Source organism: Bacillus halotolerans (genome assembly GCF_001517105.1).
Lineage (GTDB): Bacteria > Bacillota > Bacilli > Bacillales > Bacillaceae > Bacillus > Bacillus halotolerans.
On the sequence record NZ_LPVF01000013.1, the window covers coordinates 129677 to 153813 of the forward strand.

Below are 24137 nucleotides of genomic sequence, written 5' to 3' on the forward strand. Positions count from 1 at the left end.
TATCTATCATAAGCTGGTAGAAAGACGGATTAGGAGGGAATTATATTGGAAAAATACTATCATATCTGCCGCCAGCACCAAGGAAAAGTTGCTAGAATTACAGAAAGAAACGGCAGAGTCCACGTGGGCAGAATTACACGGGTAACCAACAGCAAGGTCTTTATTGCTCCAGTTACTTCAGGGGGCCCAAGAGGCGGATTTGGCTATGGATATTGGGGCGGCTACGGATTTGGCTATGGAGCCGCATACGGTATTGGCCTTGGGCTGATTACTGGTGTGGCGCTCGCCGGTTTATTCTTTTTTTAATGGAAAAACCCGCTTAACCAATGGTAAGCGGGTTTTTATTTTATATCTTCTTCACTTTTTCAAAGTATTCTTCTAATGTTAAGTCATTCTCATGAATAACCTTTGCAGCCTTTTTGCCTACATAACGCAAATGCCATGGTTCGTATTCGTACTTCGTGATGTCTTCTTTGTTTTTAGGGTAGCGAATGATAAAACCGTATTTATATGCATTGTTCTGCACCCATTTTCCGTCTTCGGTGCTGCCGAACGCCTCATTTAGCTCAAAACCGTTGCTTCGGCTGGAAATATCCATTGCCAGACCTGTTTGATGTTCACTTTCACCAGGATATGCGACAGCTTCTCTTGCTTTCTTTTCCCCTTTTAAGCTTACTTCATTTTTAAAGATAACCTGCTGTCTGTCATACGAGCGGTATCCTGACACGGCTGCCAGCTCATAGCCATCCTTTTTCGCAGCGTCAAACATCGTTTTTAATGCGTCTGCTGCTTCTTTTCTGATGTATCGCTTTTGTATTTTCTCTTCAAAAGAAAACTCGACATCAGGGATAACTAGATCGCTAGGTTCATAGTCTCCTGGCAGTGCGTATTGCTTATTGACAAGGGCGAGGATATTTTTTGGATTTTGAATGGTTTCCAGGCCGTCCACTTTTTTAATGTTATTGAAAAACTTACTTTCCAATAAGAACTCACTGTCCTGCGTATTTGTTTTTTGCTGTCAGCTGTTTTTTCTTCTGTCTGTTTTGATTCTGCAGTGGTTTTCGTATCCTTTTGAGCATCTCCATTTGACATGCTGCAGCCGGCTCCGACAATTGCCGTCACACTCAGAGCGGCAGCCAGCGAGAACCATTTACCGGACTTTTTCATAATCACATTACCTTCCTTTTATCAATCGTTTCCGTATCCATAAAGAAGAGGCTGCCGGCACCCAGCACGCCTCCTCATTTATTTTATTTTGATACAGAATGTAAAGCCACTTCTATCATATCATGAAAAGTGGTTTGACGCTCTTCTGCTGTTGTTTCTTCTCCTGTTAATACGTGATCGCTCACGGTCAGGATGGACAGCGCTTTTCTACCGTGCTTCGCTGCCAATGTATACAAAGCAGTTGTTTCCATCTCTACCCCGAGCACACCGTATCGGGCAAGCTTTTCAATTTGAGAATCTTCATTGTAGAACTGGTCAGCAGTAAATACACTGCCTACTGTCACCGGTACGCCTTTATCCATGGCGGCGTCATAGGCATTTTTCAAAAGCTCGAAATCTGCGTTAGGCGCGAAATCGATACTTCCAAAAGCGACTCTGTTCATTTGTGAATCAGTAGAAGAAGTCATGGCCAAAATGACGTCGCGCACTTTGACATCTTTACGGATAGCGCCGCAAGAGCCTACTCTTATTAAATTTTGCACATCATAGCTTTGAATTAATTCATTGACGTAAATTGAAATGGACGGAACACCCATGCCCGTGCCCTGCACAGAGATTTTTTTGCCCTTATATGTACCTGTAAATCCATACATGCCTCTGACTTCATTATAGCATTTCACATTTTCAAGATACGTTTCAGCGATAAATTTTGCTCTTAAAGGATCCCCCGGCAATAGTACCGTATCCGCAATTTGTCCTTTTTCCGCACCGATATGTACACTCATCTCATATCCTCCTATAAACCAAAATTAACGATCAGTCCGTTCATTTTACAACGGATGTCATGATGAGACAAACTTCAGCATTGATTATAAAGGAATGTTCCGAAAAAAGAAAATGATCCGGGGTATTTTAGGCGCCATTAGAGAAAATCGGGATAATTGAGCCGCTTATATGAGAACCTAACGGCAAAAGGAGGGATGAAACATGGGTAAAAAACAGCGTAACCGAATAACCGGACAAAAAAAGAACAACCACATACCTGCTAAAGACGTTATCGCGGCTGAAGAGGCGCACGAAAAAGAGCATTCCGCGGCCAAACGAAAACCTTAAAAAAACAGAAAACTGCGGATATCCGCAGTTTTCTTTCGTTATGTTGTTTGCACAATCAGACGATTGATTTTCCTCCATCCGGCAGGAAGCAGTTTATAATATGTTTTCCCTTTTCTGCCTTCATCAATCAAAATCACATCCCCTGTGGCCATAAATCTCGCATCATAATCACTTGGAACAGTATCGAATACATTAAACAAAGAGAACGCTCTTTTTAGCACGTCTTGATGATTGCTCCCGTTCAGTTCAGTTCGATAGACGGCTCTGTAGCCTTTTTTTTCACCAAACCGGGGTGTTTGAAATATTGTCACATCGTAAAAACAAGACTTCTTTTTAAACACGGATAACATCATCAAGATCCCTCCCTTTTATTTCTATAACATATTGGCGTTTCGTCCTCTTTTTCCTCTCTCTACTTTTGTCGAAACGAATGTAACTTTTCGTCAAAACCTTTCACGAGGAAAAACAGCAGCAGGCCGAGACTGAAGCCTCCTAAAACGTCAGTTAAAAAATGCACGCCGAGGTAGACTCTGCTGGCACCAACCAAAATAACGACAGTTCCGGCGATTATGTATACCGCTTTTTTATGCTTTGACAAAAACGGAATGTGTTTCACTAAAAAGTAGGCGATTACTGGATAAACACAAGCAGCGTTCATGGAGTGGCCGCTCGGAAAGCTGAAGGACGACTCATGAACGAGCGGGTCAAAATCCGGCCTTGACCGTTCGATCCACTCTTTTAATATTTTGTTTAACAGACGATCCGCACCGAATATGAAGAGCATCAAAAGACCATCCAAGGTTCTCTTGTAAAAAAACAGTCCTACCCCAATGACTACGATAAGTGGCAGTAAAAAGGAAGTAGCACCAAGATGAGTCACCCAAATCATCACATCATTCAGCCAAGGCTGACGGATAGCTGCGGCTGCCCTACTGATCATTTCATCTGTTGATTGAACAGCAGATGTATGAATAACCGCGGCTAAAAAAAGAAAGAGAAGAAACAGACTGACTGGCTTGTACAAGATTTTCCCTCCTTTATTTTTCAAAATTTCATATCAGCCGAATAAAAAACCGGAGCTGGCCGCTCCGGTTCAAGCCTTAACAATCTTCATCCAGCTCTTCATCTATCATACATTTTTCTATCAGATAATCAAAGGTAATATCGGCGATTTCAAACAGCTCATCTTCACTCGGTATGTAGCCCCGTCTTGCAAGCTCTCTGTAAAAAAATTCAGCGATTTCTTCCGTGTCAATCACAAGATCTATTTCTTTCATAACCGTACCGCCTCCTTTTTTATGTTTTATGAAAAAACGGGATGAATTATACCCGGTGTTCTAAACAATTCTTTCATTCATATACATTGAATAAAAAAACAAGCCATAGGAGGCTGACATATGATCGCTAAAATGATGGAAGCACTGGACGGAGAAAGATTCGATATGGTGATGGAAAAAACGCTCAAAGGTATGACGCATGTCATGATGTGGGGCTGTCTGCCTTACTTTTTATATGTGGTCATCCGCTTGTTCACAAACTAACTGAAGTGTTCTTTTAAACTTTCCAGCACAAACATCATCATATCTTTATATTCTTCATCTTTAAACATTTCGTACAGAATTTTGTAGTCGTTATAAATATCCAAAAGCTCATCAACAATTGATACAGCCAGGATGCGCAGGGTATCTTGATCTTCATCTTCGCCTTCAAACTGAAGAAGAGCAGACGGGACAATATCTTCGCCGATCTCATGAGCAGTTTCTCCGACATAATGGACAAACAAAAGCTGATGCACAAACTGGTCCATTTCATACTTTCTGAGAACCAGCGTGAGATCCTCTTCCTCCGTTTCAAGCCACTCTCCATCCTTTAAACGAGTCAGCTCATAAATAATATCTTCCCAGCCATCTTCTAAATATCTCCAAATTTCCGTTCTGTGGCCGATAATGCGAAAGAGTTCTTTTCCATAATCTTTTACATAAACGACATCTCCAATGAGGAATTCATATTCAATATCAAGTTTTTCCATATCGACAATGACGCCTTCATAATCTTTATATAATTGAATGGACGATTCAAAATATAAGACTTCATTGTGGTTTACTTCATAAAGATAGTGCTTATCGATTTGGTGTACTTTTGTGATTGTGCCGACTGTCCCATACATAATGACGACTACGATATCCCCTACTTGGAATTTCGGTTTGTTTTGCTTCATGGTGTCTCCCCCTCGCCGCAACATTTCTCATACGCTATCGTATGCTGGGTTACACCAATTCGCATGGGCATGAAAACCATTGGAAGTATCCAATTATGGTATGTGTATGCGCACAAAAAAATCCGCAGCGGATCTGCGGATTTAAACATGTGGTTATTTGCCGTGCACCTCGGCCTCGTATTTTTCCCAAGCTTCATCAAACGTCGCCATCGTGTCCAGATAATCAACATTCAGCTCCAAATATGAACTGATTTCGTGATAATCGGTTGATGTTTTTGGGAAGCTGTGATCCTCATACGCCTGATTGGCAAACTCGCTGATGCTGTCCTGCGGTTTAGGATGTCTGTATTTCAATAAATAGTGATAAAAGGATTTCATGGGTTTCCCCTCCTGGTGTCTGTCTTTTGTTGTTCTATTATACAGTGCAAGTGTAAAATTACAACAAAAGAATAACGAAACATCATTCAGGAAAAATCAAAATAGTTGCGTTTTAATATCCTTTCCGTTTCCATGAGCTGTTGATATGTCAGACTTTCAGGGAGTTTTTTTGTGTTGATTAAAAACAGCTGATCCTCAATATCCTTTATCGTCGAATCCTCTTGGTAGGCCATTCCGCAAGAAGAGCAAATCATCGCGGGGGTGTTTGTCAGCTCTATGGCTCGTGTGCCGTCAGGAAGCTCCCAATAAACCGTGTTCGTGCCAGGCTGCGCCTCAGGCACACCGCACCATTCGCATGTTTTCATGAAGAATTCCCCTCGCTTTCTGCCTCTTTTTCTTTTTTCTGCTGGGCTAAAAATTTCTTTTCCTTTAGCTGGTCTCTTTTCTCCCGCCGGTCCTTTAATGTTTCATGCCCCGGCTTCGCTGTATATGCTTCTCTCCTTTTGATTCTGGCCACGTTTTCCGGTGTGAAAGAAATCTCTTTGTCGGCAAGGATGGCACTCAGTCCAATTGGTTCTTTTTTGTCAGCGGTTTCAGGAAAAACAGACTCAAAGTAGGCCTCAGCCTGGTTAGGGATATAATGTTCAGGTTCCGGATAAGAGGTAATGACTCCTTCAAAATTTCTCAAGATGATTTTGTCAGGACTTTGCGATAAAACATAATTTGGCTGCAGTGCGATCTTCCCGCCGCCGCCTGGTGCGTCAACGACAAAGGTTGGTACCGCGTAGCCTGAAGTATGGCCCCGCAGCCCTTCAATAATCTCCAGCCCTTTTGAAACTGGAGCTCTAAAATGTCCGATGCCTTCTGACAGATCACATTGGTATATATAATAGGGACGGACTCTGATTTTTACCAAGTCATGCATAAGCTTTTTCATAATTGTTACCGAATCATTAATGCCTGCTAACACGACGGCCTGATTTCCGACCGGCACACCTGCGTTCACCAGCTTTTCGCAAGCCTCAACGGATTCCTCCGTCATTTCGATGCTTGTGTTGAAATGGGTGTTCAGCCAGACCGGATGATATTTCTTTAAGATATCGCACAGTTGATCGGTGATTCTCTGAGGGAAAACGACAGGCGCTCTTGTGCCGATTCTGATAATTTCCAAATGCGGTATACTGCGCAGCTCTTTTAAAATGTATTCTAAAATTTGATCATTGATCAGCAACCCGTCCCCGCCTGAAATCAGGCAGTCCCGGATCTCGGGTGTCTCCCGAATGTAGGCGATCGCGGCATCAAGCTGCTTTTTAGGGACACCCATTCCGATTTGACCGGAAAAACGCCTCCTTGTGCAGTAGCGGCAATACATGGAGCATTGGTTCGTGACAAGGAACAGGACTCGGTCGGGATAACGGTGTGTCAGACCGGGTACCGGAGAGTCTTCATCCTCATGAAGCGGGTCTTCCTGGTCGTATTTTGTTTTGTGCATCTCTTCAGAGAGCGGCACAGACTGCATTCGTATCGGGCATCTCGGGTTGTCGGGATCCATTAAGGAAGCATAATAGGGTGTAATATTCAAGGGGATCGTTTTGGTAGAAATTCTGATACCTTCCTCTTCTTCTTCCGTCAGGTTAATCACTTTTTTCAAGTCATCTAATGTTCTTACAGTATGGGTCAGCTGCCACAGCCAATCATTCCATTTTTCTTCCGGAACATCCTTCCATAACTCTATCTCCTTCCAATGCCGTTTCGGTTTATACCATTTGTTTGTCAAATGAAATTCCTCCTCGTGCATTTCTTTTTGACTTACAGGCGCTTGCACCAGATATTCATATTTTCGATCCCTTCTCCTATATAACAATTATTGATCAGCCTTCCTCCATACTGATACCCGGAATGATACAGGACCGCATTCATACCAAAAGATGCAGCGCGGGCGAGTGAAAATACTTGAAAGATATCTTGCTCTCTCATTTCTTTTTCTAATGCATCTATTAAAATACTTGTCAGCGAACGGCCCCGATAATCGGGAAGCACGGCACAGTCCGTCATTTCGGCATGCCCCAGCTCAGGATTGATATCTGCGCTTGCCGCGCTAATCAGACGGTCATCTTCAAGCATGACATAATAAAGCGTATGCTCATTCATCGTCTTTTCAATATAGGCGGGATCAAACACAGGAGTCGGATACGTGCGGAATACTTTTTTATACAGCATAGATAACTGATACATGTCGTTTGTTTCTGCTTTTCTCATTGTAAAAGGTGACCTGTCTTCGATTTGTGGCTGAGGCTTCATTTTATATAATAGCTCTATCATTTCCTGCTCGGCTAAATAGGTATCTGTTTGTCTTCGTTTTTCTGTGAGATAACGGACCATGACGGCAGCGCGATGGCCGAGATAGTAGCCTTCGAGAAAGCCCTCCGGCGTAAACAATTGTTTAGCCAGCTCTGCCTCGTCATGCTGTTTCGTGTACACAATAATTTTTTCGGCACCCTCCTCTTCAGCCGCTGCCATAATATCAGACAAGGCTTCCTGAATAGCGCCTTCATAACGAATGACTCTCATTCGTTTATTAAAGCGGTCATTGTCTATGACAGCCGTGACACCGCTACTCTTTACCGTTTTGATCATCAGCATCCTCCCCGTCTGTATGAAGCCCGCACCAATCCATCACAAAAAGAGCAATAATTTTAGCTGATTCTAACATGGCTTCAACTTCAATATACTCGTTTGCCTGATGTGCTGTTTTCGTCTCTCCCGGCCCAAAAACGATAACAGGAGTATCTCCCGCATGATACAAAAGGCCGCCGTCTGTCCCCCAAGGCGACGCTTCGATGATCGGCTCTGTTTGTTTCATTTTTTGATAGGCCGATTGCAAGACTGATAGTAAAGGATGGTCATCAGGCAAATCATTCGGCAGCCATTGAGCTCCGAACCATTCCACTTGAATTGGATGGCGTTTAAACCATTCATCATGGTATTGTAAATCTTTCAGCCAATTTTCCAATTCCATTTTCACGGCTTCAGGCTTTTCATGGGGAGCAATTCCGCACCTTCCTTCTATGACGACGCGGTCTGCTACCGAGGACGGCCATGTTCCGCCTGAGATGGTGCCAATATTGATTGGAACCGGAATTGGGATATGATCATACAGCGGGTCAGAAATTCTTGCATTGCGGACTTTTTCAAGCTCTTGAATGGCTGTAATGACATGCATGCTTTTTTCAATGGCGCTGACACCTTCATATCGTGTGCCTCCGTGTGCCGCTAATCCTTTAACCGTGATCCGAAACCACATTGAGCCCTGCTGTTTAATAAAAAGCTTCATATTGGTCGGTTCCGGAATTAGCGCCCCGTCCGCACGATAGCCTCTCATAATGGCAGAAAGTGTTCCGGCGCCGCCGCACTCTTCATCTATAACACTCTGAAACAATACATCACCCTTCAGTTTGACATCGCAGGCGTGCAGAGCTTCTAATGCAAATAGAAGGGCTGTATTGCCTCCCTTCATATCAGTGGAGCCGCGGCCGTAAATTTTACCATTTACTTCGGCAGCTTGAAACGGTTCATACTTCCATTCCTTCAAATTTCCTTCTGGCACAACATCGATATGCCCGTTTAAAATCAGAGATCGTCCTCCGCCCTCTCCCGTTTTTTTAGCGACAATGTTCGGGCTCTCATGAAAATCCGACCGGTCTGATATAAAATAGGGATGCTGTTTTAATTGTTTTAGGCTCGGCTCCCACACATCAATGTCCATATGAAATTGCCTAAGCTTTTCAAGGACTACTGCCTGAGCGTTAAATTCCTTGCCAAGTGTGCTTTTTTCTCCAACCAGCCTTTTCAAAAGACGAATGGCTTTGGCTGAATGCTGATCAAGCCATTCGATTACTTTTCTTTCAATGTCCTGCATCATCACTCCCCCTTTTAAGAAAAAGGCATATCTACCACTATTTCAGCGTCGGTCAGCCCGATCACCTCGTCAATTGTTGAGCCATTCATCAGTTCTTTTAAAATAAAATGATGCCGGCCAACTGCAAGAACTGCTTTTTCAGTAATGATCATATCTACACAGCCTGCTGCTGTTAACGGAAGGGTGCAGGCTTCTGTTAATTTAGGCCTCCCTTTTTGATCGGTATGGCTCATGACGACAACCACTTTTTTCGCTTTTTGGGCGAGCTCCATCGCACCGCCCATGCCTGGCACCTTTTTTCCGGGTACAAGCCAATTCGCAAGGTCTCCCGACTGGCTTACCTGCAAAGCGCCTAGAATCGTAATGTCAATCATGCATCTTCTGATCATGGCAAAAGACATCGTTGTATCAAAATAAGATGCTCCCTTTACAGCACGGACAGGGAATCCCGCGGCGTTGCATAAATTTTCATCCTCATTCCCTTTTTCGGGACTTTCGCCAATCCCGAGTACACCGTTTTCCGCCTGCAGCATAACCTGCATGTCAGGCGGCAAAAAGTTCGGCACCAAGGAAGGGATGCCGATACCGAGATTCACCATCATGCCTGGTTTGATTTCAGAAGCAGCCCGTCTGGCGATCTGCTCTCTTTCTGTTACTCCCAAGCCCATTTCCACCTCACCCCTTCGCTTCTCACAACTCCCTCAACAAAAACCCCAGGCGTTACAATCATTTCTTCTGCAATATCACCCATAGGCACAATCGTCTCCGCCTCGGCAAAGGTTCTTTTGGCGGCCATTGCCATAAGCGGATTCATGTTGCGCGCTGTTTTGTCATACGTTAAATTGCCGAATTCATCTGCAATGCAGGCATTGATGAAGGCAAAATCAGCCGTCAGCGCTTCTTCAACCAAGTATTGTTTCCCCGCTACAGACACAATCTCTTTTTTCTCACAAACCATTTGATTATCAATGCCGATATCGGTCAAAATGCCGCCAAGGCCGGATCCGCCGGCGCGAATCCGTTCTGCGAGCGTGCCCTGAGGCGAAAATCGAACCTCTAATGTGCCGTCTGTCATCTGTTTTCCGGCTACAGGATTTGAACCGATATGCGATGCAATCAGTGTCTTGACTCTTTTATTGACAATAAGCGGTCCAATCCCAATCTCCGGGAATCCGGCATCATTGCAAATGACAGTTAATTCTTTCACACCGCTGTCCAATATGGCTTCAATCAAAGAAGGAGGAGAGCCGACTCCTCCGAAGCCGCCAAACATAAGGACCGATCCATCACGCACATCTGCAATTGCCGATTCAATGCTGATCGTTTTTTGAAATGGTGCCATATTGATTTCAATCCCTTTTCAGTTTTTTTCAACTTCTGCAACTGTTTCCGAAAAAGTTGATATAAGCTCTTCCGTCTCTCCGTCTGATATTGTAAATGGAGGAGCGATGATTACGGCATCTCCTTCCCCGCTGTCGATTCCAGCCTTGGCAGGATAGACAATGAGCCCGCGTTTTTTTGCTTCGCTGATGATACGCTGGGTCATCAACCGATCTTGCGGAAACACTCGCTTTGTCTTTTTATCAGCCACAAATTCAACGCCTAACAGCAGTCCTTTGCCGCGGACATCCCCAATGATGCCGCTTCGGTGCATCATCTCTATAAGTTTCTTTTTCAGCTTGAAGCCCTTTTCTTCAGCCTGTTTGATCAAGCCGTGTCTGATAACATAACGCAAAACCTCGAGAGCGGCTTTGGCTGAAAAGGGATGAGCACTGTATGTGTGACCGCTCATAATAACACCTGATCCTTGTTTTATCGTTTGGAGAACCGTATCAGATACAACTGCCGCTGCAATAGGCGCGTAGCCGGCACCGAGTCCCTTTCCAAGCACAGCGATATCAGGAACGGTATGCCAATGCTCTGTCGCAAGCATCCTTCCAGTTCTCCCAAGCCCGGTCATCACTTCATCCGCAATAAACAGCACGCCGTGTAAGCGGCACACCTCTTGCAATCTCTCATAATATCCAGAAGGAGGAGTGATTGCTGCTCCCGCGGCTCCAATAATAGGTTCTGCCACAAAGCCAGCAATAAACTGACTTCCAATTCTTTTAATAGCGGTTTCCAGCTCCTCCGCAGCCGTTTGAACAAAATCTTTTTTTGCCTCTTGATTCAGCCGATATATATGCGGGGCTGAGAGAGCGGGATAACGCTCTAGCAAATGGGTGAACCGGTACCTTCGTTCATAAAATCCCGACAATGAAAGCGCTCCCAAAGTTATTCCGTGGTAACTGCTCCATCGTGAGAGAAAGATGGATTTTTGTGTCTGCTTTTTTTCCTGCCAATATTGAATGGCGATTTTCATTGCCGTTTCTATGGCCTCTGATCCGCTGTTGACAAAAAAAGACCAATTCAAGTCTCCCGGCAGCTGCTCGGCCAGTAAAGCAGCTAATTGCTCCGCCGGCTCACTCGTAAACTGCGAGCGGTATGCAAAAGACACCTTTTCAAGCTGTTCTTTCAGCTGCTCAGTTACTTCCTCAACCCCATGGCCGATATTGCATGTCACCGCACCAGATGAGCCATCAAGATATTTTTTTCCGTTCTGATCATACACATATGTGCCCTTTGCATGACTGACAATCGGATATTCCGCATTAAGCTCTGGCTTAATTAAATAACTGCTCATGCTCCACCTCAAAAACGCCTTTTCTACATTGTATGAGTGTCCAAATAGCGGCATGACGTTCCCTAAAAAATCTTTTTTCGCACAAAAAAAGAGCCCTTCCGAACTTCGAAAGGCTCTTGTGTTATTTCATCTAGCAAATAAAAGCGGCTCCGACGATAATTAATAAAATGAACAAGACAACAATCAATACAAATGTATTTGTCCCGCAGCCAAATCCTCCGTAACCGTATCCATGATATCCATGCATATTGTTTTTCATCCTTTCTTATCACGATATACGGCATTGTATGCGGGCCAAGTCCCAAACGGTTTGTGCAAATGCCCATCTATGTAAGGAAATAATGAAAAACAGTGTGCACCCGCTCAAATTTTTTAAATTTGAGCTTTTCATAAAAATGAGAGACGCCATCAGAATTTGAGGCCACTAAATAAGCATCGTCCATTCCTGAAGATTTGGCAATGGACAGCATCTCACCCACAAGAATACTGCCGTAGCCCCTTCTTTGAAACTGATCCAATATCGCCACCTCTTCAATTTTCGCCGTTTTCTCTTGCGAATCAATAAAAAGTTCCCCGCAGCCAATCGGTATGTTCTGTGATGAATCGCTGTAACAAACGACAAGCAAAATCGTACCCGCTTTGTAAAAAGGATATTTTCTTACTAATTTTTGTTCTGCGGTTGCCTCTCCTATATAAAGCGAGTCATAAATTTTCATGATAGAAGAACCGTCACTAAGACTCTTTGCCGTCCCCCATGCCGTGAAAGGATGTCCCGTCTGTCCCTTCCAGTCTCCAAGCTTCATGCAGTATAACAGCTCATCTTCAACCACAAAACCGCTTTTCACAAGCGATTGCTTCAAAACAAGCGGAAAAACATGCTGAGGAGACGCTTTTAAATGGATATAATTCGCATCAAGCAGCTTCGGTACGGACGGCAAAAAATCAGGTATACGCTCCAATGGAAATGTATCATGAAGCTGTACAAAATTATGAGAAAAAATTTGCGGCAGCTTGGAATCTTTATATACACTGTAATGACCAAACAACTTCGATTCAGACGTTAACGATAGATATTGATGCTCCGTTTTTGAATAATGTCCTGTCATGAATGTCTCCTTTTTATGACCTATACATTTACTCGATTGCAATATTTAATTTCTTTATAATCTCATCGTACACCGGATAAAACGGCTTTCCAATTGGAAATTGCTGAATATTCCGGAAAGAAGCGGGTATTGGTTTCTGCTGCAAAAAGAATTTCCTCACTACTTGCTCGCTGATTGGATGAAAAACACCGTTTAGAAATAGAAACCGCTCGCGTTCTATAAAAAACAGTCTTCGTCCAGGCGGATTTGCGATCACCCCAGATCTGTCCCGCATGATAGGCGGCCCTTCCTGCAGATCCTCAAGCACTTCTTTTTCAATCGTCAAAATATCTTTTCTTTTAAATTGATAAAATTGAAAAGCATGCTGACTTTCTATCCGTCTTTTTTTACCGGCGTCAATGTAAAATACTGCAGGCTGGTCAGGTTCTTTTACCAAAACATAATTCGGAATGTTTAAACATTTTCCCGTATGATATTGAAATAAATACGGATCGGGGATAACAACAGTCCGATCCAGATACACTGAACTCCATCTCTCCCCCACAGGATGCCGCACACCTTGATCAAGAAAATACACATGTTGATCAGATCCTTTTACAAACGTGCCGTCAATCAAATCGGCGGGCAGAAACTGATAAGCGTTTTGAAAGGAATTCGGGGTCTTATACGTTGTATCTAATACTTCATTTATCGGCAGGAACGGGGCAAATGTGTTTACTCTCATCCAAAAAATTGAGTCGCCGTGATTCCAATGCATCATATCATCGTCCCAATAGCTTCCATATTTATCTTTGATCCGATCAAGCAACGAACGGCGATGCATAACAGAGCAATGATCGACTTGAAAAGCGGCTTGATCAAGCACCGCATTGGCATCTCTGTAAAAATGGGAAATTTCCTCTCCTCTTTCGTTTACATGAACAACTTTTTGTTTTGAATAGACTGCCTGTGCTTCAGGATGACACAAAAATGTCTGCACCATACGGCTCAGCCGATCAGGATGATAAACTGTATCATCGGTGAGATAAGAAATGTAGTCGCCTGCGGCAAATGGAAGAGCGTTATTAATTAATGTGGCATAACGGGTTGTTTTTAATCGATTTTGAGGATGGACGAAGCTGTTTTTATAACGAATGCGCTGATCATGAAGGTACTTGTGAATCACCGCAATCGTTTTCTCGTTTGAATGGTCATCCATGACAAAAAGCTCCCAATTGCTATGAGTTTGATTGATGACACTCTCAATCGCCATTTGCAGATAATCAGGTTTGTTATAACTCGTTAAAATAATGGAAATTTTGTCCCCCATCTCTGCAAGCCTCCTATTGTCACACATGAAAACAGCTCCGCAGCAAGCAGAGCCTCTGTCATCATGTAAAAAGCACACCAACTTACAATAGCAACATTTGATCCCGTTTGATTTAGCGGCTTCTGAAAAATAACCAAATCAGCCAGGACTTTTTACGATACATTTTGAAGCGTATCTCCATTGATCAGATTGACTCTTGAAATCGGCACACCAAGCTCTTTAACAACTACGAGCTGGCGTCTGTGATCAAATGGATTTCCGTCTGAAGCTGTTTGACGTATAAGCAGAATGAATAAAAACAGAATAAAATGCAATTCGTCGTCATTTTCTTCTTGGTTCACTTTGTTTTCTAAATCCAAACTTCCTTCTCTCCCTTACCCTCTGTTTCACAATATGAACATGCTGTCAATTGCGGTATAGGCAATGTCCATCCATAGAAGAAAATCAGCATTTTCCTTAAATATATGAAAAATAGCTCAGGTACGGCGTTCGACTCATACCAATTGCCAATCAGAAGAATATGATTAAACGTGAGTTCAATAATTAATAGGAGGTGTATGTGTTGAGCAGTGAAAATGCGCAGTTAAAAAAGGATATTATTAAAAGCCTTTTAAGCCCTTTATTTACAAATGCAACAGAAGGAGGAGAAAACGTGAATAATAACCTTAAAGAATTACTTGAAGCTGCTGTTGATAAAAAAGTTGACGAAAGCGAAACGGTTACTGCTGAATCTGTTTTAGATCCTTCCCTTCCTGCAAGATGGATTTTTGCCAGAATTACACCTGGCACTACCATCAGCATTGTGACAGATTCCGGTGACATGATCGGTCCGGTTGTCTTTGTTGCTTTTGATCAAGTCCACGGCATCGTATTTGTCACACAGGAAAGCTCTGTAACTCCGCCAGGTCAAGCGACAACATTGATTGATGTAGATAAAGTAGAAAGCGTTACATTCTTTTCATAACCTCTGATGAAAGTTTTGTATATCCAGTCGGGATATGGAGGAATATACAGTTATTTTGACCGCTGGGCTGAAGAATGCTTTCGGCACGCTCAGACAGAATACATGTCTGCAGATACACCAGACACCGAATCGCTGTCACGCATTGAAACGTTTCAGCCGGACTTCGCACTCATGATGGTTGGAGTTCACGTTCCTCACGACTGGCTGACCTGGTTAAAGGGTAAGGGTATTCCCGTATATGTTTGGCTGACAGAAGATCCATTTTATATTGATATCAGTCTTCAGGTGATAAAGCACGCTGACGCGATTTTAACAATTGACCAAAATGCTGCTCTCTATTATCAGGAGCTTGGTTATCAGCATATCTATTATGTTCCGATTCCTGTTAATCATCGGCTGTTTAAAAAAATGGACACCGAACATTCCTTTCATTCACAATTGCTTATCATCGGCTATCCTTACCCTAATCGGGTTCAGCTTGTGAAAGAAGCGGCATATCTCCCGTACACCATTCGGGTCATCGGAAAGGAATGGAGAAAATACCTGCCTAAAAAAGTACTCAAACAGCCGCATATAGATGTAGTCAGCACATGGGTTCCGCCTGAACAGGCCGTTCATTATTATAACGGGGCAGACATCGTGATCAATCAGCATCGGCCGTATCATTTTACGTTCAACAAAAATAAAAGCAGCATTAAAAATACAAGCTTTAATAACCGCACCTTTGATATCGCTGCATGCGAAGCATTTCAACTAGTGGATCTCCCCGCGGCACATCCTTTTTCATCCTTTATTTCTTATCACAGCATCAATGACTTTAAGGAAAAAGCCGCTTTCTATATCAATCATCCTGAGGAACGAAACAAAGCTGCGGCGTTAAATTACAAAGATACCGTTCCTGCTCATACATTTGATGAGCTTCCCGCAAAACTGAAAGCCATTCATCTGGCGCTTTCTTGAAAAATCGTTCATTTCATATGAACGATTTTTTCGTGCACATAAAAAAGCAGCCGAAAATAGGCTGCTTCTTTATTCATCAGATCTGTCCTTCAGCTTCCTTGGATTTACCTGTTTATTCAGATCAGGTTTTCCGCCTAGATGCTGAGAAATCTGTTCCCATGATACAATTTTGAAATTTTGATTGACAGCTTGTCCATTTTCTATATTTTCTCCGTCCTGCGCTACAAAAATGCCGTACGGATATTTTGGCCCCAGCCCGAAACCAAGAACATCAATACCGTCAGTATCACTCGTTCCGTCTATTTTCTCGCCATCCGTAATTTCAAAATTGGCAATATACTGATTGCCAGCCTGTCTTTCATACATCGCATAGCTGTTATTGCCTTGGCTTGAGGCGATAAGATAACCTTTTCCGTCCGGCGCATAATAAATGGTCAAGCCCTCAATATCAGCTGTCAAATACTTTCCAGAAGCATAATCAATGACTTTGCCCTGCGATCCTCCAGATGGTTCAGCATTAAATTTCCAAATCGCTGTGTCTTCCTCCGCTAAATAGAGATTCCCGTACTCGTCATCTGCGACGAGACCTTCAGTTTGTGAATGTAATTTGAATTGCCGCACTTTTTTCCCTGTTACATATCCCTTCCCATTGTCGGCAATTTCATACTGTTCGAACTCTCCTTGCTTTCCCGTTACCAACGCATAAAATGCCTCTGTTTTTTGGCTGTGATACAGGCTGAAACCGTAAACTTCAGAAATATCAGTGGAAATAGGATGTTTTGGATCTGTGATGCTTTTCAATTCACCTTTTTCCCCATCAATGGCGTAAACTTCAATCGAATTTTTTCCTTCTGTCCGGTTTGAAGCAGCGGCAATGTCAATCTGTTTGCCGTTGAACGGAAAATCATAACGCAGATCGACATTATTCAGCTTGCCAAACTCGTAAGAATTGATCTGTTTGCCGTCCAAATCATACACGACTAACCCGGACTTCTTGTTTGTCGTTATCAATTTGCTTTTTTCCGGATGCTTTGCATCAACCCAAATGGACGGATCATCCGCTGCGTCATCTCCTGAAGCAACCGGGTCAGTCTCTCCCTTTGCCGTCACTTTGAAATGATTCACTTCATCAGCCTGATGAGCCGATACCGAGTTTGCAGATAGGCTAAGCAATAAACCCGCAGCGGCACTAAACAGTATAGTTTTTGGATACTTCATTTTACAGCCTCCTTATTTTAACCTTCATTTCTTATTGTAAAATATATGAAGTTGAAGAATAGTGAGACAATCGAACCTTTTTTTCGTAGTGTTTCTGATTCAAAAGAGAGCTTTTTATATGGACGTGATAAGATCATATGGGACCTGTTTATATGGAGCGAAAAAAGATCATATGAAAATTTAGTACACTGTTTATTTAGTTAGATTAAGCCAATCTCTTCATTTTCTATTAAAAAAGAACACCTTGTGACATCATCATTCCCCTAAATTTCGTTTTATTGGTTGCTTTCATTAACTCGATTAAAATGTTGAACATATAATGCATGGTAGAGAAACGAGAGTTGGAGGATAAGCCATGCCTAAACAGCAAACAGCAGAACTAAAACCATTTTTCCATAACAAAACAGTTTTAGTCACTGGCGGAACGGGTTCAATCGGAAGTCAAATTGTCAAACGCCTTTTGCTGCTTACACCAAAAAAGATCATTGTATTCAGCAAAGACGACAGTAAACAGTATGTAATGAGTCAAAAGTATGCGGAGGATCAGCGGCTTTCATTTATACTTGGAGATGTGCGCGACCACCGGAGAGTGAATCAGGTGATGACAGGTGTCGATATCGTCTTTCACGCAGCAGCGCTGAAACAGGTACCTACATGCGAAGACAATCCGTTTGAAGCGATCCAGACCAATCTCATCGGCGGACAGAATGTGGTGGAGGCCGCCCTAATCAATGGAGTACAGCATGTCATCAATATCAGTACAGACAAAGCTGTGTCCCCTGTAAACACAATGGGTGCCACTAAGCTGTTATCTGAAAAGCTGTTTCATCAAGCTAACCGCCACATTCAAAATAGAGGAACTGTTTTTTGTTCCGTCCGTTTCGGAAATGTTCTCGGCTCAAGAGGTTCAGTCATCCCTATTTTATTTGAACAGATGATGGAGGGTGAACCGCTGACCATCACAGACAAGAACATGACCAGATTTTTTATGTCTATTGATGATGCAGCCACACTGACACTGCAATCAGCCGCTATAACCACAGGCGGAGAAACTTTTATTTTTAAAATGGAATCACTGAAACTCGAGGAATTGATTCATGGATTTGAAGAATACGCAGCGCAGCACGGTCTCCCGCGCCCGGCCGCAATAGAAGTCGGCAAGCGTCCAGGTGAAAAGCTTCACGAAGAATTGACATCTCCCCACGAAGTAGAGTCACTATATGAATGGGGCAACCTATATGCTATCCTCCCAGAACCTGAAAAACATCCTGATTTTCGCAAAGTCAATTTGCCCGGATATCAGTCTGATCAGGCTCCTCTTATTACAAAAGACAGAATTGCCCAAATTATTGAAGACCTGCATAAAGAAAAAAAGGCATAAAACAAGCCTGTCTATCCATTAGGCAGGCTTGTTTTTTTCTTGCATTTTATTTGTCAAATAGGTGCTGATAGCTTTCATATCCCTCTTCTTTGAGCTTATCCTTAGGAATAAACCGCAGCGCCGCAGAATTAATGCAGTAACGAAGTCCGCTAGGCCCAGGTCCGTCATTAAATACATGTCCCAGATGGGAATCGGCTGTTCGGCTTCTGACTTCTGTCCGAATCATTCCATGGCTCGTATCCTGTTTTTCTTCTACTTCTTCTTCCTCAATCGGCTTTGTAAAGCTTGGCCAGCCGCAATGGGAATCAAATTTATCCTTGGAGGTAAACAAAGGCTTTCCTGACACAATGTCAACATAAAGCCCTTCTTCCTTATGATCCCAATACTCATTTTGAAACGGCGGCTCCGTTCCGTTATTTTGTGTGACCTCGTATTGCATACGGTTTAATGACTTTATTCTTTCTTCTTTATTTAGCGTCATTTATTTCGCCCCCCAATGCTCACTGATAAATCCAGATCTTCCGGAGCCTGTCCGGTAACGCTGATAATGCCCTGGATTCTTTTTATAAAAATGCTGATGGTAATCTTCCGCTTCATAGAATGGTTCAGCCTTTAAAATGTCTGTCACGATAGGATCTTTAAAAATGCCGCTTTCCGCCAGCCGTTGTTTTGATGCTTCGGCAAGCTCCTTTTGTTTTTCATTATGATAAAAAATCGCTGCACGGTAAGAGCTGCCGCGATCAGCGAACTGGCCGCCTGCATCTGTCGGATCAATTTGCTGCCAGAACAGCTCTAACAGCTTTTCATAAGGGAATACATCAGGCTCAAACGTGATTTGTACAGCTTCACGATGCCCTGTTGTTTCGCTGCATACTTCTTCATACGTAGGGTTTTCAGTATGGCCGCCTGTATACCCGGACACCACTTTTTCAATTCCCGGCTGTTCGTCAAATGGTTTGACCATACACCAAAAACAGCCGCCTGCAAATGTGGCGAGTTCTTTTTTTTCAGACATACTGGTGCCTCCTTTGTTAATACGTGGTATTATTATATTATAGCATGTAAAAATAGAATGAAAATGATTCTGCTTTTCAATAAAAATCTATAGGTTTTGAGTATTAGCAATTATGTAATGGGGGTTCACAAATTTGAAAGTAAGAACACAAATGATGTATGATATGGAAACTTTACTCCGTAAAGTTTTTAAACAAATACGCAATGAAATCAACGATATTCTAGATAAAGAGCTTTCGCGGAATGAATTTACCATTTTGCGCATTCTAAGTGAACAGGGACCTAAGAAAGTGACGGAATTTGCGCCCATTTTGGAAGTATCGGCAAGCCATATTACCGCAGTGACTGACGCGCTGGTAGAAAAAGAATGGATCACGAGAATCAGATCGAAGGAAGATCGGCGGATCATCCGCATCCATATCACTGAAGCAGGTGAAAAAATCGTTCAGCATTTCAATGAGAAAAAAACTGAATATTTCTTTAAACGCTTTGATTGTTATACGGATACTGAACTCGCCACATTAATCGAGCTTTTCAGCAAACTTGATAAAAAACGGTAAAAAAAGCACATACCCATTTAGGGTATGTGCTTTTCGCAGCGCCTTTCTTATCTTTCAGTAAACAATTTCATCGTTTTCCAGCGGCCGTATCTGTAGTACAAAAACGCCGCACAGCTGCTGAATAAGAAACTCATACCGATTCCGAGACCGATCCCTTTCTGTCCAAGCCAAGCTGAAAACAGAGCCGTGAAAGGATATCTCAAAACCCAAAAAGAAATCAAATTTAAAACCAAAACCTGCATCATTGCCCCAGCAGCTCTGACAATTCCGTTCAGTACAAAATTAATACCGATAAAGGGATAGAAAAACGCAATCCACCGCAAATATTGTTCACCAAACGCTACCGCGTCAGGCTCACTAATAAATAATCTCATCAAGTATTTTCCAAATAACCAAATGATAATAGCAATTACGAGCATGCAAGAAAAAACAGACATCACACCAAGCTTCGCAATCGATTCCACTCTTTTATAGTTTCCGAGCCCGATATTTTGTCCCGCCATGCTGTTGACCGCCGTACCGGCCGCCATAGCCGGAAGTGTGATGATGCTGTCCAGCCGCTGCACCGCGCCAAATCCAGAGACCACATGCTCTCCATAGGAGTTGACGACGCTCATGATCGCCATCATTCCGCCTGTAATCACCATCATCTGCAGACCGGCGGGAATACCAAGTTTCAGAATCAAAGCAGTCTCTTCCCACTTAGGTGCTCTTGGCATAGAAAACGGAACCAGCTGATGTTTGATGACATAAAACAAACCGTAAAGAAACGCAATGCCCTGTGACAAAACAGTTGAATAAGCTGCTCCCGCAATCCCCATGCGGAAAAAAGAAATAAAAAGCGGTGCCAGCACAGCATTCAGCACAACGGCAAAAGCGATGAACCGCAGCGGTGTTTTGCTGTCGCCTAGCGCCCGAAGAACCGTACTGATAAAGTTATAACCAAACAGAAACAGTATGCCGATAAATTGAATCTGCAAATAGATCTCGGCAAGCGGAATCATGGACTCCGGCGTTTGCAGAAGACGCAGCAATGGTTCTGACAGGAAAAAACCGGCTGCGCCGAACCCTATGCTTAAGCCTGTTAATAAAACCACAAAGGCATTTATATACGATGCCATTCCTTTCTCATCATCTTTTCCCTTTTGCTGAGACAAAATGGTTAAGGTCGCATTATTAAGTCCCAAAATAAAAGACAGCACGGTTAAAACAATCGTGCTTGATACCGCGGCCGCGCCAAGCGCTTTTGCACCCAGCAAATTGCCGACCCATAAACTGTCTATGAATTGAAAAGAAACCTGCAGAGCATTTCCCAGCATAATAGGCATCGAAAACAGGATAAGCTGCCTCAGCACGTTTCCCTTCGTAAAATCGTATGCTTTCATTTCTTCTCCTTGTTCTTTTGTATTTTCGTTCAGCCGCATGAAAAAAGAGACGGTGCAGCATGTCTCTTTTTTTCATGATTTATCGGTTTTTTTCGGTCTTTCATGCCAAATGTAAACACCATCACACTCAAAAACAATGCGCAGTACGAAATGTTCAAGTACATTTGATCCATATCCTCAGCCGCCAGATGATGATAAGCCAGCCAGCCGAAGTAAAGGGAAAACGTAAATGATAACAAACTGAAATACTGGTAAATCTGCTTCATTTCAGTCACCTCTATTGTTTAGGATGGTAATAGGAAAACTCAATTTCATCTTTTTCTAAATTAATTGTATCTGCTTTGACATACATACCGTTCGTTAATGGCATTTCAGACAAACGAACCTCAATGCTTTTATCGCCGGGATGAACATGCACAAAGGATGGAAGTTCATAGAAGCTGTCCATATAATTTAACACAAAGCTAATAGGAATACTCAATTTCCCTAAGGAAAATTTCGTTACATTCAGCTCGACATCGCCATTCTTTTTCACGGTCGGCTCAAATGCGATAAACGCGTCAATTGACGTGGAAAATGCTTTGATTTTCCCTGCCACATGGACATCATCATCGATATCCACTTTGTAATCAAGCTGATTTGACGCTTTCTCGTTTAAATATGAGTTGACAAACGCAGCTAAGGATTCTTTTGTGCTTGTCACTTGAAATCCGTACTCGCTTTTAGAGGTATCCTCTACCTCAGCTTGCTTGCCCGGCAGCATAACCAGCGTCACAAATCCTACTGCTAGCACAATATTGATGGCAAGCAATATAAAAAACAGTCGTTTCCAGTTATTCATGATTTCACCCTACTCTTTCGGTAATCCTTCTTTTTCAATTGCTTGATAGACCCGCTTCGCTATTAAGGAATAACCCGTTCCATTAGGATGAAAATCATCTTCCTCAGAAATTCGTTTACTGTCACTTTTTTGATTGAACAAGTCTTCTATATTAATGATTTTTGCATGTTTATCTTTTTTCAGCTCTTTTTGAGCAATATTGTTCCAATCAGTGACTACCCCGTTTAATTCCTGTAATTCAGATAAAGTAAATGTAAACGGATTATACATGCTGACATAAATCAGCTCTGCGTGATTATTCAGCGCGCGGATTTCTGAAATGATTTTTTTAAAACGCTTTTCGTACGGCTTTTCCTCTTCCTGAAACGGTTCGACGGTTAATTGCAGGAAGTTTTGACGAAGGACCTTCATCAGATCATTACCGCCAATTGTTAAAAAGACATAATCTGCATCTTTTATGCCTTTTTGAACGTTTTTATCTTTTAGTTTCTCTAACAAATCTTCCGAACGATTCCCTTTGACGGCATAATTTTTAACGTCAACCTTTTTGACTTGCTCATTTGACCGGATAGAATCCGCCACCTTGCCGACATATCCCTTGCCCTCAGGATCTCCGACACCTTCTGTAAGCGAATCTCCGACAGCGGCAATGACAATGTGTTCCTTCGTTTTCAGTTCATGGGCTTTTTGTTTTCCCTCAGATGCTGTACGTATGCTCGTACATGCAGTAAGAAGCAAAATCAAACTGGCCATGAGTGCAAAAATGCGCAGTTTCAATCTTGTTGCTCCTCCCCATTCTACTAGTGGAAAGTGTATCATGTTTTAGGAGATTTGAAAATGCCTTGTCTTCGAGATTACTTGAGTTTACTAGCCGCTTTCACATCAGCGATAATGTCATCGTATGGTGTATTTTCTACTCCATTGTAATCTTTCAGCACTTTACCGTCAGGGCCTACTAAATAAAAAGAGGATTGATGAATGACCTGGTCCTGGCCTTCAGGTTTCTTCACGATCGCTTTAAAGCTATCAAACGCAAACGTCTCGATGTCACTTTGACTGTATCCCGTTAGAAAATCCCAGTTATCAAACGATAAAGGATAATTTGCCGCAAATTTTTTCAGCTGCTTCGGGTTATCATTCTCAGGATCAACACTAAAGGATACGATACGCACATCTATATTCTCAGCTTTTAATTTCTTTTGAAGATCTGTCATATGAGCCGTCATCGGCGGACACACGGTCTCACAATTGGTGAAAATAAAGTCTGCGAGCCAAACCTTTCCTTTTAAACTGTCTAAAGAAACATTTTTGCCATCTTGGTTTTTAAAAGTAAAAGACTCCACCTCGTAATTAAGCGGATCCTTAATCTGATGTCCTCCGCAGGCACACAAAAGCAGAAAAATCAGCCCCGCCGCCAACCCTTTGATCATCTTCATGCCGTTCACCCTTTCCAGCTTAAAGCGCTTACTAAATGCCGCGCTCACCCTTTATGTTTAATTCTATACCCGCAAAAAAAATTCCTGCACGCCCCTTTGTCCGCCTGCGAGCGGCATAGCAAAGGGAACACACAGGAATAAACGGCGTATCACGCGTTGTGTTTTAACACCTCTTGATGAAAAACAGCCTGATAATCAGTCCATTTCATCCGGCGCTTCATATATTGTCGGAAAGAATACACTTTTGTCCTGCTTTTTGATGAAAACACTTCTTTTAAGTAGATCTGCAAATGCTGATTCATCATAAAGAAATAATGTTCATCTTCCTTTAACACAGGTATTTCTGTCACTTTCACCTGAATCCCGTCGCTGCGTTTGAACTCTAGGCTTTTGAGTAACAAGCTATCAATCCTCATTTTTTGATTGTTTTCTTCTATTATATACAATGCCGGCCGGGCTGTCTGTCATTTTGCGCGGTTGTGACG

The 24137-nt window shown here is 42.7% G+C and carries 32 protein-coding genes and 2 pseudogenes; 7 read left to right on the top strand and 27 right to left on the bottom strand.

Annotated features, from left to right (window positions below; all coding sequences use genetic code 11):
* Positions 1-45 precede the first annotated feature (45 nt).
* Positions 46-306, top strand: coding sequence for a hypothetical protein (locus AU387_RS18645; protein ID WP_044155510.1), 261 nt, complete (start codon positions 46-48; stop codon positions 304-306).
* 40 nt (positions 307-346) lie between these two features.
* Here the strand turns inward: AU387_RS18645 and AU387_RS18650 are convergent.
* A pseudogene (locus AU387_RS18650) lies at positions 347-1167 on the bottom strand (M15 family metallopeptidase).
* A gap of 83 nt (positions 1168-1250) precedes the next feature.
* Positions 1251-1952 (bottom strand): purine-nucleoside phosphorylase, encoded by a 702-nt coding sequence (deoD, locus tag AU387_RS18655; RefSeq protein WP_059293287.1) that lies wholly within the window; start codon positions 1950-1952, stop codon positions 1251-1253.
* Between the two features lie 202 nt (positions 1953-2154).
* Here deoD and AU387_RS20840 point away from each other — a divergent pair, with 202 nt between their 5' ends.
* On the top strand, positions 2155-2280 hold the full coding sequence (locus AU387_RS20840; RefSeq protein WP_024121758.1) for a hypothetical protein: 126 nt from the start codon (positions 2155-2157) through the stop codon (positions 2278-2280).
* A gap of 38 nt (positions 2281-2318) precedes the next feature.
* Here the strand turns inward: AU387_RS20840 and yodL are convergent, their stop codons facing one another.
* The 3 genes from yodL to AU387_RS20845 form a co-directional block, all read right to left on the bottom strand.
* A complete protein-coding gene (yodL, locus tag AU387_RS18660; protein ID WP_038954208.1) occupies positions 2319-2633 on the bottom strand; it encodes a shape determination protein YodL in 315 nt (104 codons plus the stop codon).
* A gap of 59 nt (positions 2634-2692) precedes the next feature.
* Positions 2693-3304, bottom strand: coding sequence for a phosphatase PAP2 family protein (locus AU387_RS18665; protein WP_059336580.1), 612 nt, complete (start codon positions 3302-3304; stop codon positions 2693-2695).
* Positions 3305-3380: 76 nt separating this feature from the next.
* Positions 3381-3557: a YozD family protein gene (locus AU387_RS20845; protein WP_010334612.1), complete on the bottom strand. Its 177-nt coding sequence runs from the start codon at positions 3555-3557 to the stop codon at positions 3381-3383.
* 120 nt (positions 3558-3677) lie between these two features.
* Here AU387_RS20845 and AU387_RS20850 point away from each other — a divergent pair, with 120 nt between their 5' ends.
* Positions 3678-3821, top strand: a complete 144-nt coding sequence (locus tag AU387_RS20850; protein WP_063623049.1) for a hypothetical protein — start codon at positions 3678-3680, stop codon at positions 3819-3821.
* On the opposite strand, the gene AU387_RS18670 is transcribed toward AU387_RS20850, so the two are convergent.
* The 13 genes and pseudogenes from AU387_RS18670 to AU387_RS18725 all read right to left on the bottom strand — a co-directional run.
* Positions 3818-4498, bottom strand: coding sequence for a hypothetical protein (locus AU387_RS18670; protein WP_010334614.1), 681 nt, complete (start codon positions 4496-4498; stop codon positions 3818-3820). The genes AU387_RS20850 and AU387_RS18670 overlap by 4 nt on opposite strands.
* Before the next feature lie 153 nt (positions 4499-4651).
* A complete protein-coding gene (locus tag AU387_RS18675; RefSeq protein WP_010334616.1) occupies positions 4652-4876 on the bottom strand; it encodes a YozE family protein in 225 nt (74 codons plus the stop codon).
* A gap of 86 nt (positions 4877-4962) precedes the next feature.
* Positions 4963-5241 carry a YokU family protein gene (locus AU387_RS18680; RefSeq protein WP_024121762.1) on the bottom strand — a complete coding sequence of 93 codons (279 nt, stop codon included), beginning with the start codon at positions 5239-5241 and terminating at the stop codon, positions 4963-4965.
* Positions 5238-6653: a lysine 2,3-aminomutase gene (gene kamA, locus AU387_RS18685; RefSeq protein WP_059336581.1), complete on the bottom strand. Its 1416-nt coding sequence runs from the start codon at positions 6651-6653 to the stop codon at positions 5238-5240. Before kamA ends, AU387_RS18680 begins: the two co-directional genes overlap by 4 nt.
* A 32-nt stretch (positions 6654-6685) precedes the next feature.
* A complete protein-coding gene (ablB, locus tag AU387_RS18690) occupies positions 6686-7513 on the bottom strand; it encodes a putative beta-lysine N-acetyltransferase (protein WP_059336582.1) in 828 nt (275 codons plus the stop codon).
* Complete coding sequence (locus AU387_RS18695) at positions 7491-8801, bottom strand: peptidase (RefSeq protein WP_082687963.1); 1311 nt, start codon at positions 8799-8801, stop codon at positions 7491-7493. Before AU387_RS18695 ends, ablB begins: the two co-directional genes overlap by 23 nt.
* An 8-nt stretch (positions 8802-8809) precedes the next feature.
* The gene (locus tag AU387_RS18700) at positions 8810-9463 is read right to left on the bottom strand and encodes a 3-oxoacid CoA-transferase subunit B (RefSeq protein WP_059336584.1); all 654 of its coding nucleotides are present in this window, start codon (positions 9461-9463) and stop codon (positions 8810-8812) included.
* Positions 9448-10137: a CoA transferase subunit A gene (locus tag AU387_RS18705; protein ID WP_044155490.1), complete on the bottom strand. Its 690-nt coding sequence runs from the start codon at positions 10135-10137 to the stop codon at positions 9448-9450. Before AU387_RS18705 ends, AU387_RS18700 begins: the two co-directional genes overlap by 16 nt.
* An 18-nt stretch (positions 10138-10155) precedes the next feature.
* Positions 10156-11478 (bottom strand): aspartate aminotransferase family protein, encoded by a 1323-nt coding sequence (locus AU387_RS18710; protein WP_059336585.1) that lies wholly within the window; start codon positions 11476-11478, stop codon positions 10156-10158.
* Between the two features lie 130 nt (positions 11479-11608).
* A complete protein-coding gene (locus AU387_RS20860) occupies positions 11609-11725 on the bottom strand; it encodes a YjcZ family sporulation protein (protein WP_044155488.1) in 117 nt (38 codons plus the stop codon).
* Between the two features lie 79 nt (positions 11726-11804).
* Positions 11805-12584, bottom strand: a complete 780-nt coding sequence (gene cgeE, locus AU387_RS18715; protein WP_059293295.1) for a spore maturation N-acetyltransferase CgeE — start codon at positions 12582-12584, stop codon at positions 11805-11807.
* A gap of 28 nt (positions 12585-12612) precedes the next feature.
* Positions 12613-13893 carry a spore maturation glycosyltransferase CgeD gene (gene cgeD, locus AU387_RS18720; protein ID WP_059336586.1) on the bottom strand — a complete coding sequence of 427 codons (1281 nt, stop codon included), beginning with the start codon at positions 13891-13893 and terminating at the stop codon, positions 12613-12615.
* A gap of 68 nt (positions 13894-13961) precedes the next feature.
* Positions 13962-14252, bottom strand: a pseudogene (locus AU387_RS18725) (spore maturation protein CgeC); the annotation flags it as partial.
* Between the two features lie 203 nt (positions 14253-14455).
* Between AU387_RS18725 and cgeA the strand changes: the two are divergent.
* Positions 14456-14857 carry a spore crust protein CgeA gene (cgeA, locus tag AU387_RS18730; protein ID WP_024121772.1) on the top strand — a complete coding sequence of 134 codons (402 nt, stop codon included), beginning with the start codon at positions 14456-14458 and terminating at the stop codon, positions 14855-14857.
* 6 nt (positions 14858-14863) lie between these two features.
* A complete protein-coding gene (cgeB, locus tag AU387_RS18735) occupies positions 14864-15817 on the top strand; it encodes a spore maturation protein CgeB (RefSeq protein WP_059336587.1) in 954 nt (317 codons plus the stop codon).
* Positions 15818-15886: 69 nt separating this feature from the next.
* Here cgeB and AU387_RS18740 read toward each other — a convergent pair whose 3' ends face one another.
* Positions 15887-17035: a phytase gene (locus AU387_RS18740; protein ID WP_059336588.1), complete on the bottom strand. Its 1149-nt coding sequence runs from the start codon at positions 17033-17035 to the stop codon at positions 15887-15889.
* Positions 17036-17390: 355 nt separating this feature from the next.
* On the opposite strand from AU387_RS18740, the gene AU387_RS18745 reads away from it, so the two are divergent.
* Positions 17391-18416: an SDR family NAD(P)-dependent oxidoreductase gene (locus tag AU387_RS18745; RefSeq protein ID WP_059336589.1), complete on the top strand. Its 1026-nt coding sequence runs from the start codon at positions 17391-17393 to the stop codon at positions 18414-18416.
* 46 nt (positions 18417-18462) lie between these two features.
* On the opposite strand, the gene msrB is transcribed toward AU387_RS18745, so the two are convergent.
* Positions 18463-18897 (bottom strand): peptide-methionine (R)-S-oxide reductase MsrB, encoded by a 435-nt coding sequence (msrB, locus tag AU387_RS18750; protein ID WP_024121776.1) that lies wholly within the window; start codon positions 18895-18897, stop codon positions 18463-18465.
* On the bottom strand, positions 18898-19431 hold the full coding sequence (gene msrA / locus AU387_RS18755; RefSeq protein WP_024121777.1) for a peptide-methionine (S)-S-oxide reductase MsrA: 534 nt from the start codon (positions 19429-19431) through the stop codon (positions 18898-18900).
* 133 nt (positions 19432-19564) lie between these two features.
* Here msrA and AU387_RS18760 point away from each other — a divergent pair, with 133 nt between their 5' ends.
* A complete protein-coding gene (locus tag AU387_RS18760) occupies positions 19565-19990 on the top strand; it encodes a MarR family transcriptional regulator (protein ID WP_024121778.1) in 426 nt (141 codons plus the stop codon).
* A 47-nt stretch (positions 19991-20037) separates the two neighbouring features.
* On the opposite strand, the gene AU387_RS18765 is transcribed toward AU387_RS18760, so the two are convergent.
* The 6 genes from AU387_RS18765 to AU387_RS18790 form a co-directional block, all read right to left on the bottom strand.
* Positions 20038-21375, bottom strand: coding sequence for an MATE family efflux transporter (locus AU387_RS18765; RefSeq protein WP_059336682.1), 1338 nt, complete (start codon positions 21373-21375; stop codon positions 20038-20040).
* Positions 21376-21404: 29 nt separating this feature from the next.
* Positions 21405-21641: a protein YpmT gene (gene ypmT / locus AU387_RS18770; protein WP_059336590.1), complete on the bottom strand. Its 237-nt coding sequence runs from the start codon at positions 21639-21641 to the stop codon at positions 21405-21407.
* A gap of 11 nt (positions 21642-21652) precedes the next feature.
* A complete protein-coding gene (locus AU387_RS18775; RefSeq protein ID WP_059336591.1) occupies positions 21653-22216 on the bottom strand; it encodes a YpmS family protein in 564 nt (187 codons plus the stop codon).
* A gap of 9 nt (positions 22217-22225) precedes the next feature.
* Complete coding sequence (locus AU387_RS18780) at positions 22226-22993, bottom strand: SGNH/GDSL hydrolase family protein (protein WP_059336592.1); 768 nt, start codon at positions 22991-22993, stop codon at positions 22226-22228.
* Between the two features lie 77 nt (positions 22994-23070).
* Positions 23071-23652, bottom strand: a complete 582-nt coding sequence (locus AU387_RS18785) for an SCO family protein (protein WP_024121784.1) — start codon at positions 23650-23652, stop codon at positions 23071-23073.
* Between the two features lie 149 nt (positions 23653-23801).
* Entirely contained in the window at positions 23802-24053 is a 252-nt protein-coding gene (locus AU387_RS18790) for a DUF2535 family protein (protein WP_044155475.1), read from the bottom strand.
* Positions 24054-24137 lie beyond the last annotated feature (84 nt).

Bases quoted from the DNA above. Each gene is read 5' to 3' on its own strand.
- ypmT (WP_059336590.1), bottom strand. From the start codon at position 21,641: ATGAAGCAGATTTACCAGTATTTCAGTTTGTTATCATTTACGTTTTCC.
- yodL (WP_038954208.1), bottom strand. From the start codon at position 2,633: ATGATGTTATCCGTGTTTAAAAAGAAGTCTTGTTTTTACGATGTGACA.
- AU387_RS20860 (WP_044155488.1), bottom strand. From the start codon at position 11,725: ATGCATGGATATCATGGATACGGTTACGGAGGATTTGGCTGCGGGACA.
- cgeD (WP_059336586.1), bottom strand. From the start codon at position 13,893: ATGGGGGACAAAATTTCCATTATTTTAACGAGTTATAACAAACCTGAT.
- AU387_RS18675 (WP_010334616.1), bottom strand. From the start codon at position 4,876: ATGAAATCCTTTTATCACTATTTATTGAAATACAGACATCCTAAACCG.
- msrA (WP_024121777.1), bottom strand. From the start codon at position 19,431: ATGTCTGAAAAAAAAGAACTCGCCACATTTGCAGGCGGCTGTTTTTGG.
- cgeE (WP_059293295.1), bottom strand. From the start codon at position 12,584: ATGACAGGACATTATTCAAAAACGGAGCATCAATATCTATCGTTAACG.
- AU387_RS20850 (WP_063623049.1), top strand. From the start codon at position 3,678: ATGATCGCTAAAATGATGGAAGCACTGGACGGAGAAAGATTCGATATG.
- AU387_RS18680 (WP_024121762.1), bottom strand. From the start codon at position 5,241: ATGAAAACATGCGAATGGTGCGGTGTGCCTGAGGCGCAGCCTGGCACG.
- AU387_RS18745 (WP_059336589.1), top strand. From the start codon at position 17,391: ATGCCTAAACAGCAAACAGCAGAACTAAAACCATTTTTCCATAACAAA.
- AU387_RS18765 (WP_059336682.1), bottom strand. From the start codon at position 21,375: ATGAAAGCATACGATTTTACGAAGGGAAACGTGCTGAGGCAGCTTATC.
- ablB (WP_059336582.1), bottom strand. From the start codon at position 7,513: ATGATCAAAACGGTAAAGAGTAGCGGTGTCACGGCTGTCATAGACAAT.
- AU387_RS18705 (WP_044155490.1), bottom strand. From the start codon at position 10,137: ATGGCACCATTTCAAAAAACGATCAGCATTGAATCGGCAATTGCAGAT.
- cgeB (WP_059336587.1), top strand. From the start codon at position 14,864: ATGAAAGTTTTGTATATCCAGTCGGGATATGGAGGAATATACAGTTAT.
- AU387_RS18785 (WP_024121784.1), bottom strand. From the start codon at position 23,652: ATGAAGATGATCAAAGGGTTGGCGGCGGGGCTGATTTTTCTGCTTTTG.
- AU387_RS18710 (WP_059336585.1), bottom strand. From the start codon at position 11,478: ATGAGCAGTTATTTAATTAAGCCAGAGCTTAATGCGGAATATCCGATT.
- AU387_RS20840 (WP_024121758.1), top strand. From the start codon at position 2,155: ATGGGTAAAAAACAGCGTAACCGAATAACCGGACAAAAAAAGAACAAC.
- AU387_RS18740 (WP_059336588.1), bottom strand. From the start codon at position 17,035: ATGAAGTATCCAAAAACTATACTGTTTAGTGCCGCTGCGGGTTTATTG.
- AU387_RS18775 (WP_059336591.1), bottom strand. From the start codon at position 22,216: ATGAATAACTGGAAACGACTGTTTTTTATATTGCTTGCCATCAATATT.
- AU387_RS18700 (WP_059336584.1), bottom strand. From the start codon at position 9,463: ATGGGCTTGGGAGTAACAGAAAGAGAGCAGATCGCCAGACGGGCTGCT.
- AU387_RS20845 (WP_010334612.1), bottom strand. From the start codon at position 3,557: ATGAAAGAAATAGATCTTGTGATTGACACGGAAGAAATCGCTGAATTT.
- AU387_RS18670 (WP_010334614.1), bottom strand. From the start codon at position 4,498: ATGAAGCAAAACAAACCGAAATTCCAAGTAGGGGATATCGTAGTCGTC.
- deoD (WP_059293287.1), bottom strand. From the start codon at position 1,952: ATGAGTGTACATATCGGTGCGGAAAAAGGACAAATTGCGGATACGGTA.
- msrB (WP_024121776.1), bottom strand. From the start codon at position 18,897: ATGACGCTAAATAAAGAAGAAAGAATAAAGTCATTAAACCGTATGCAA.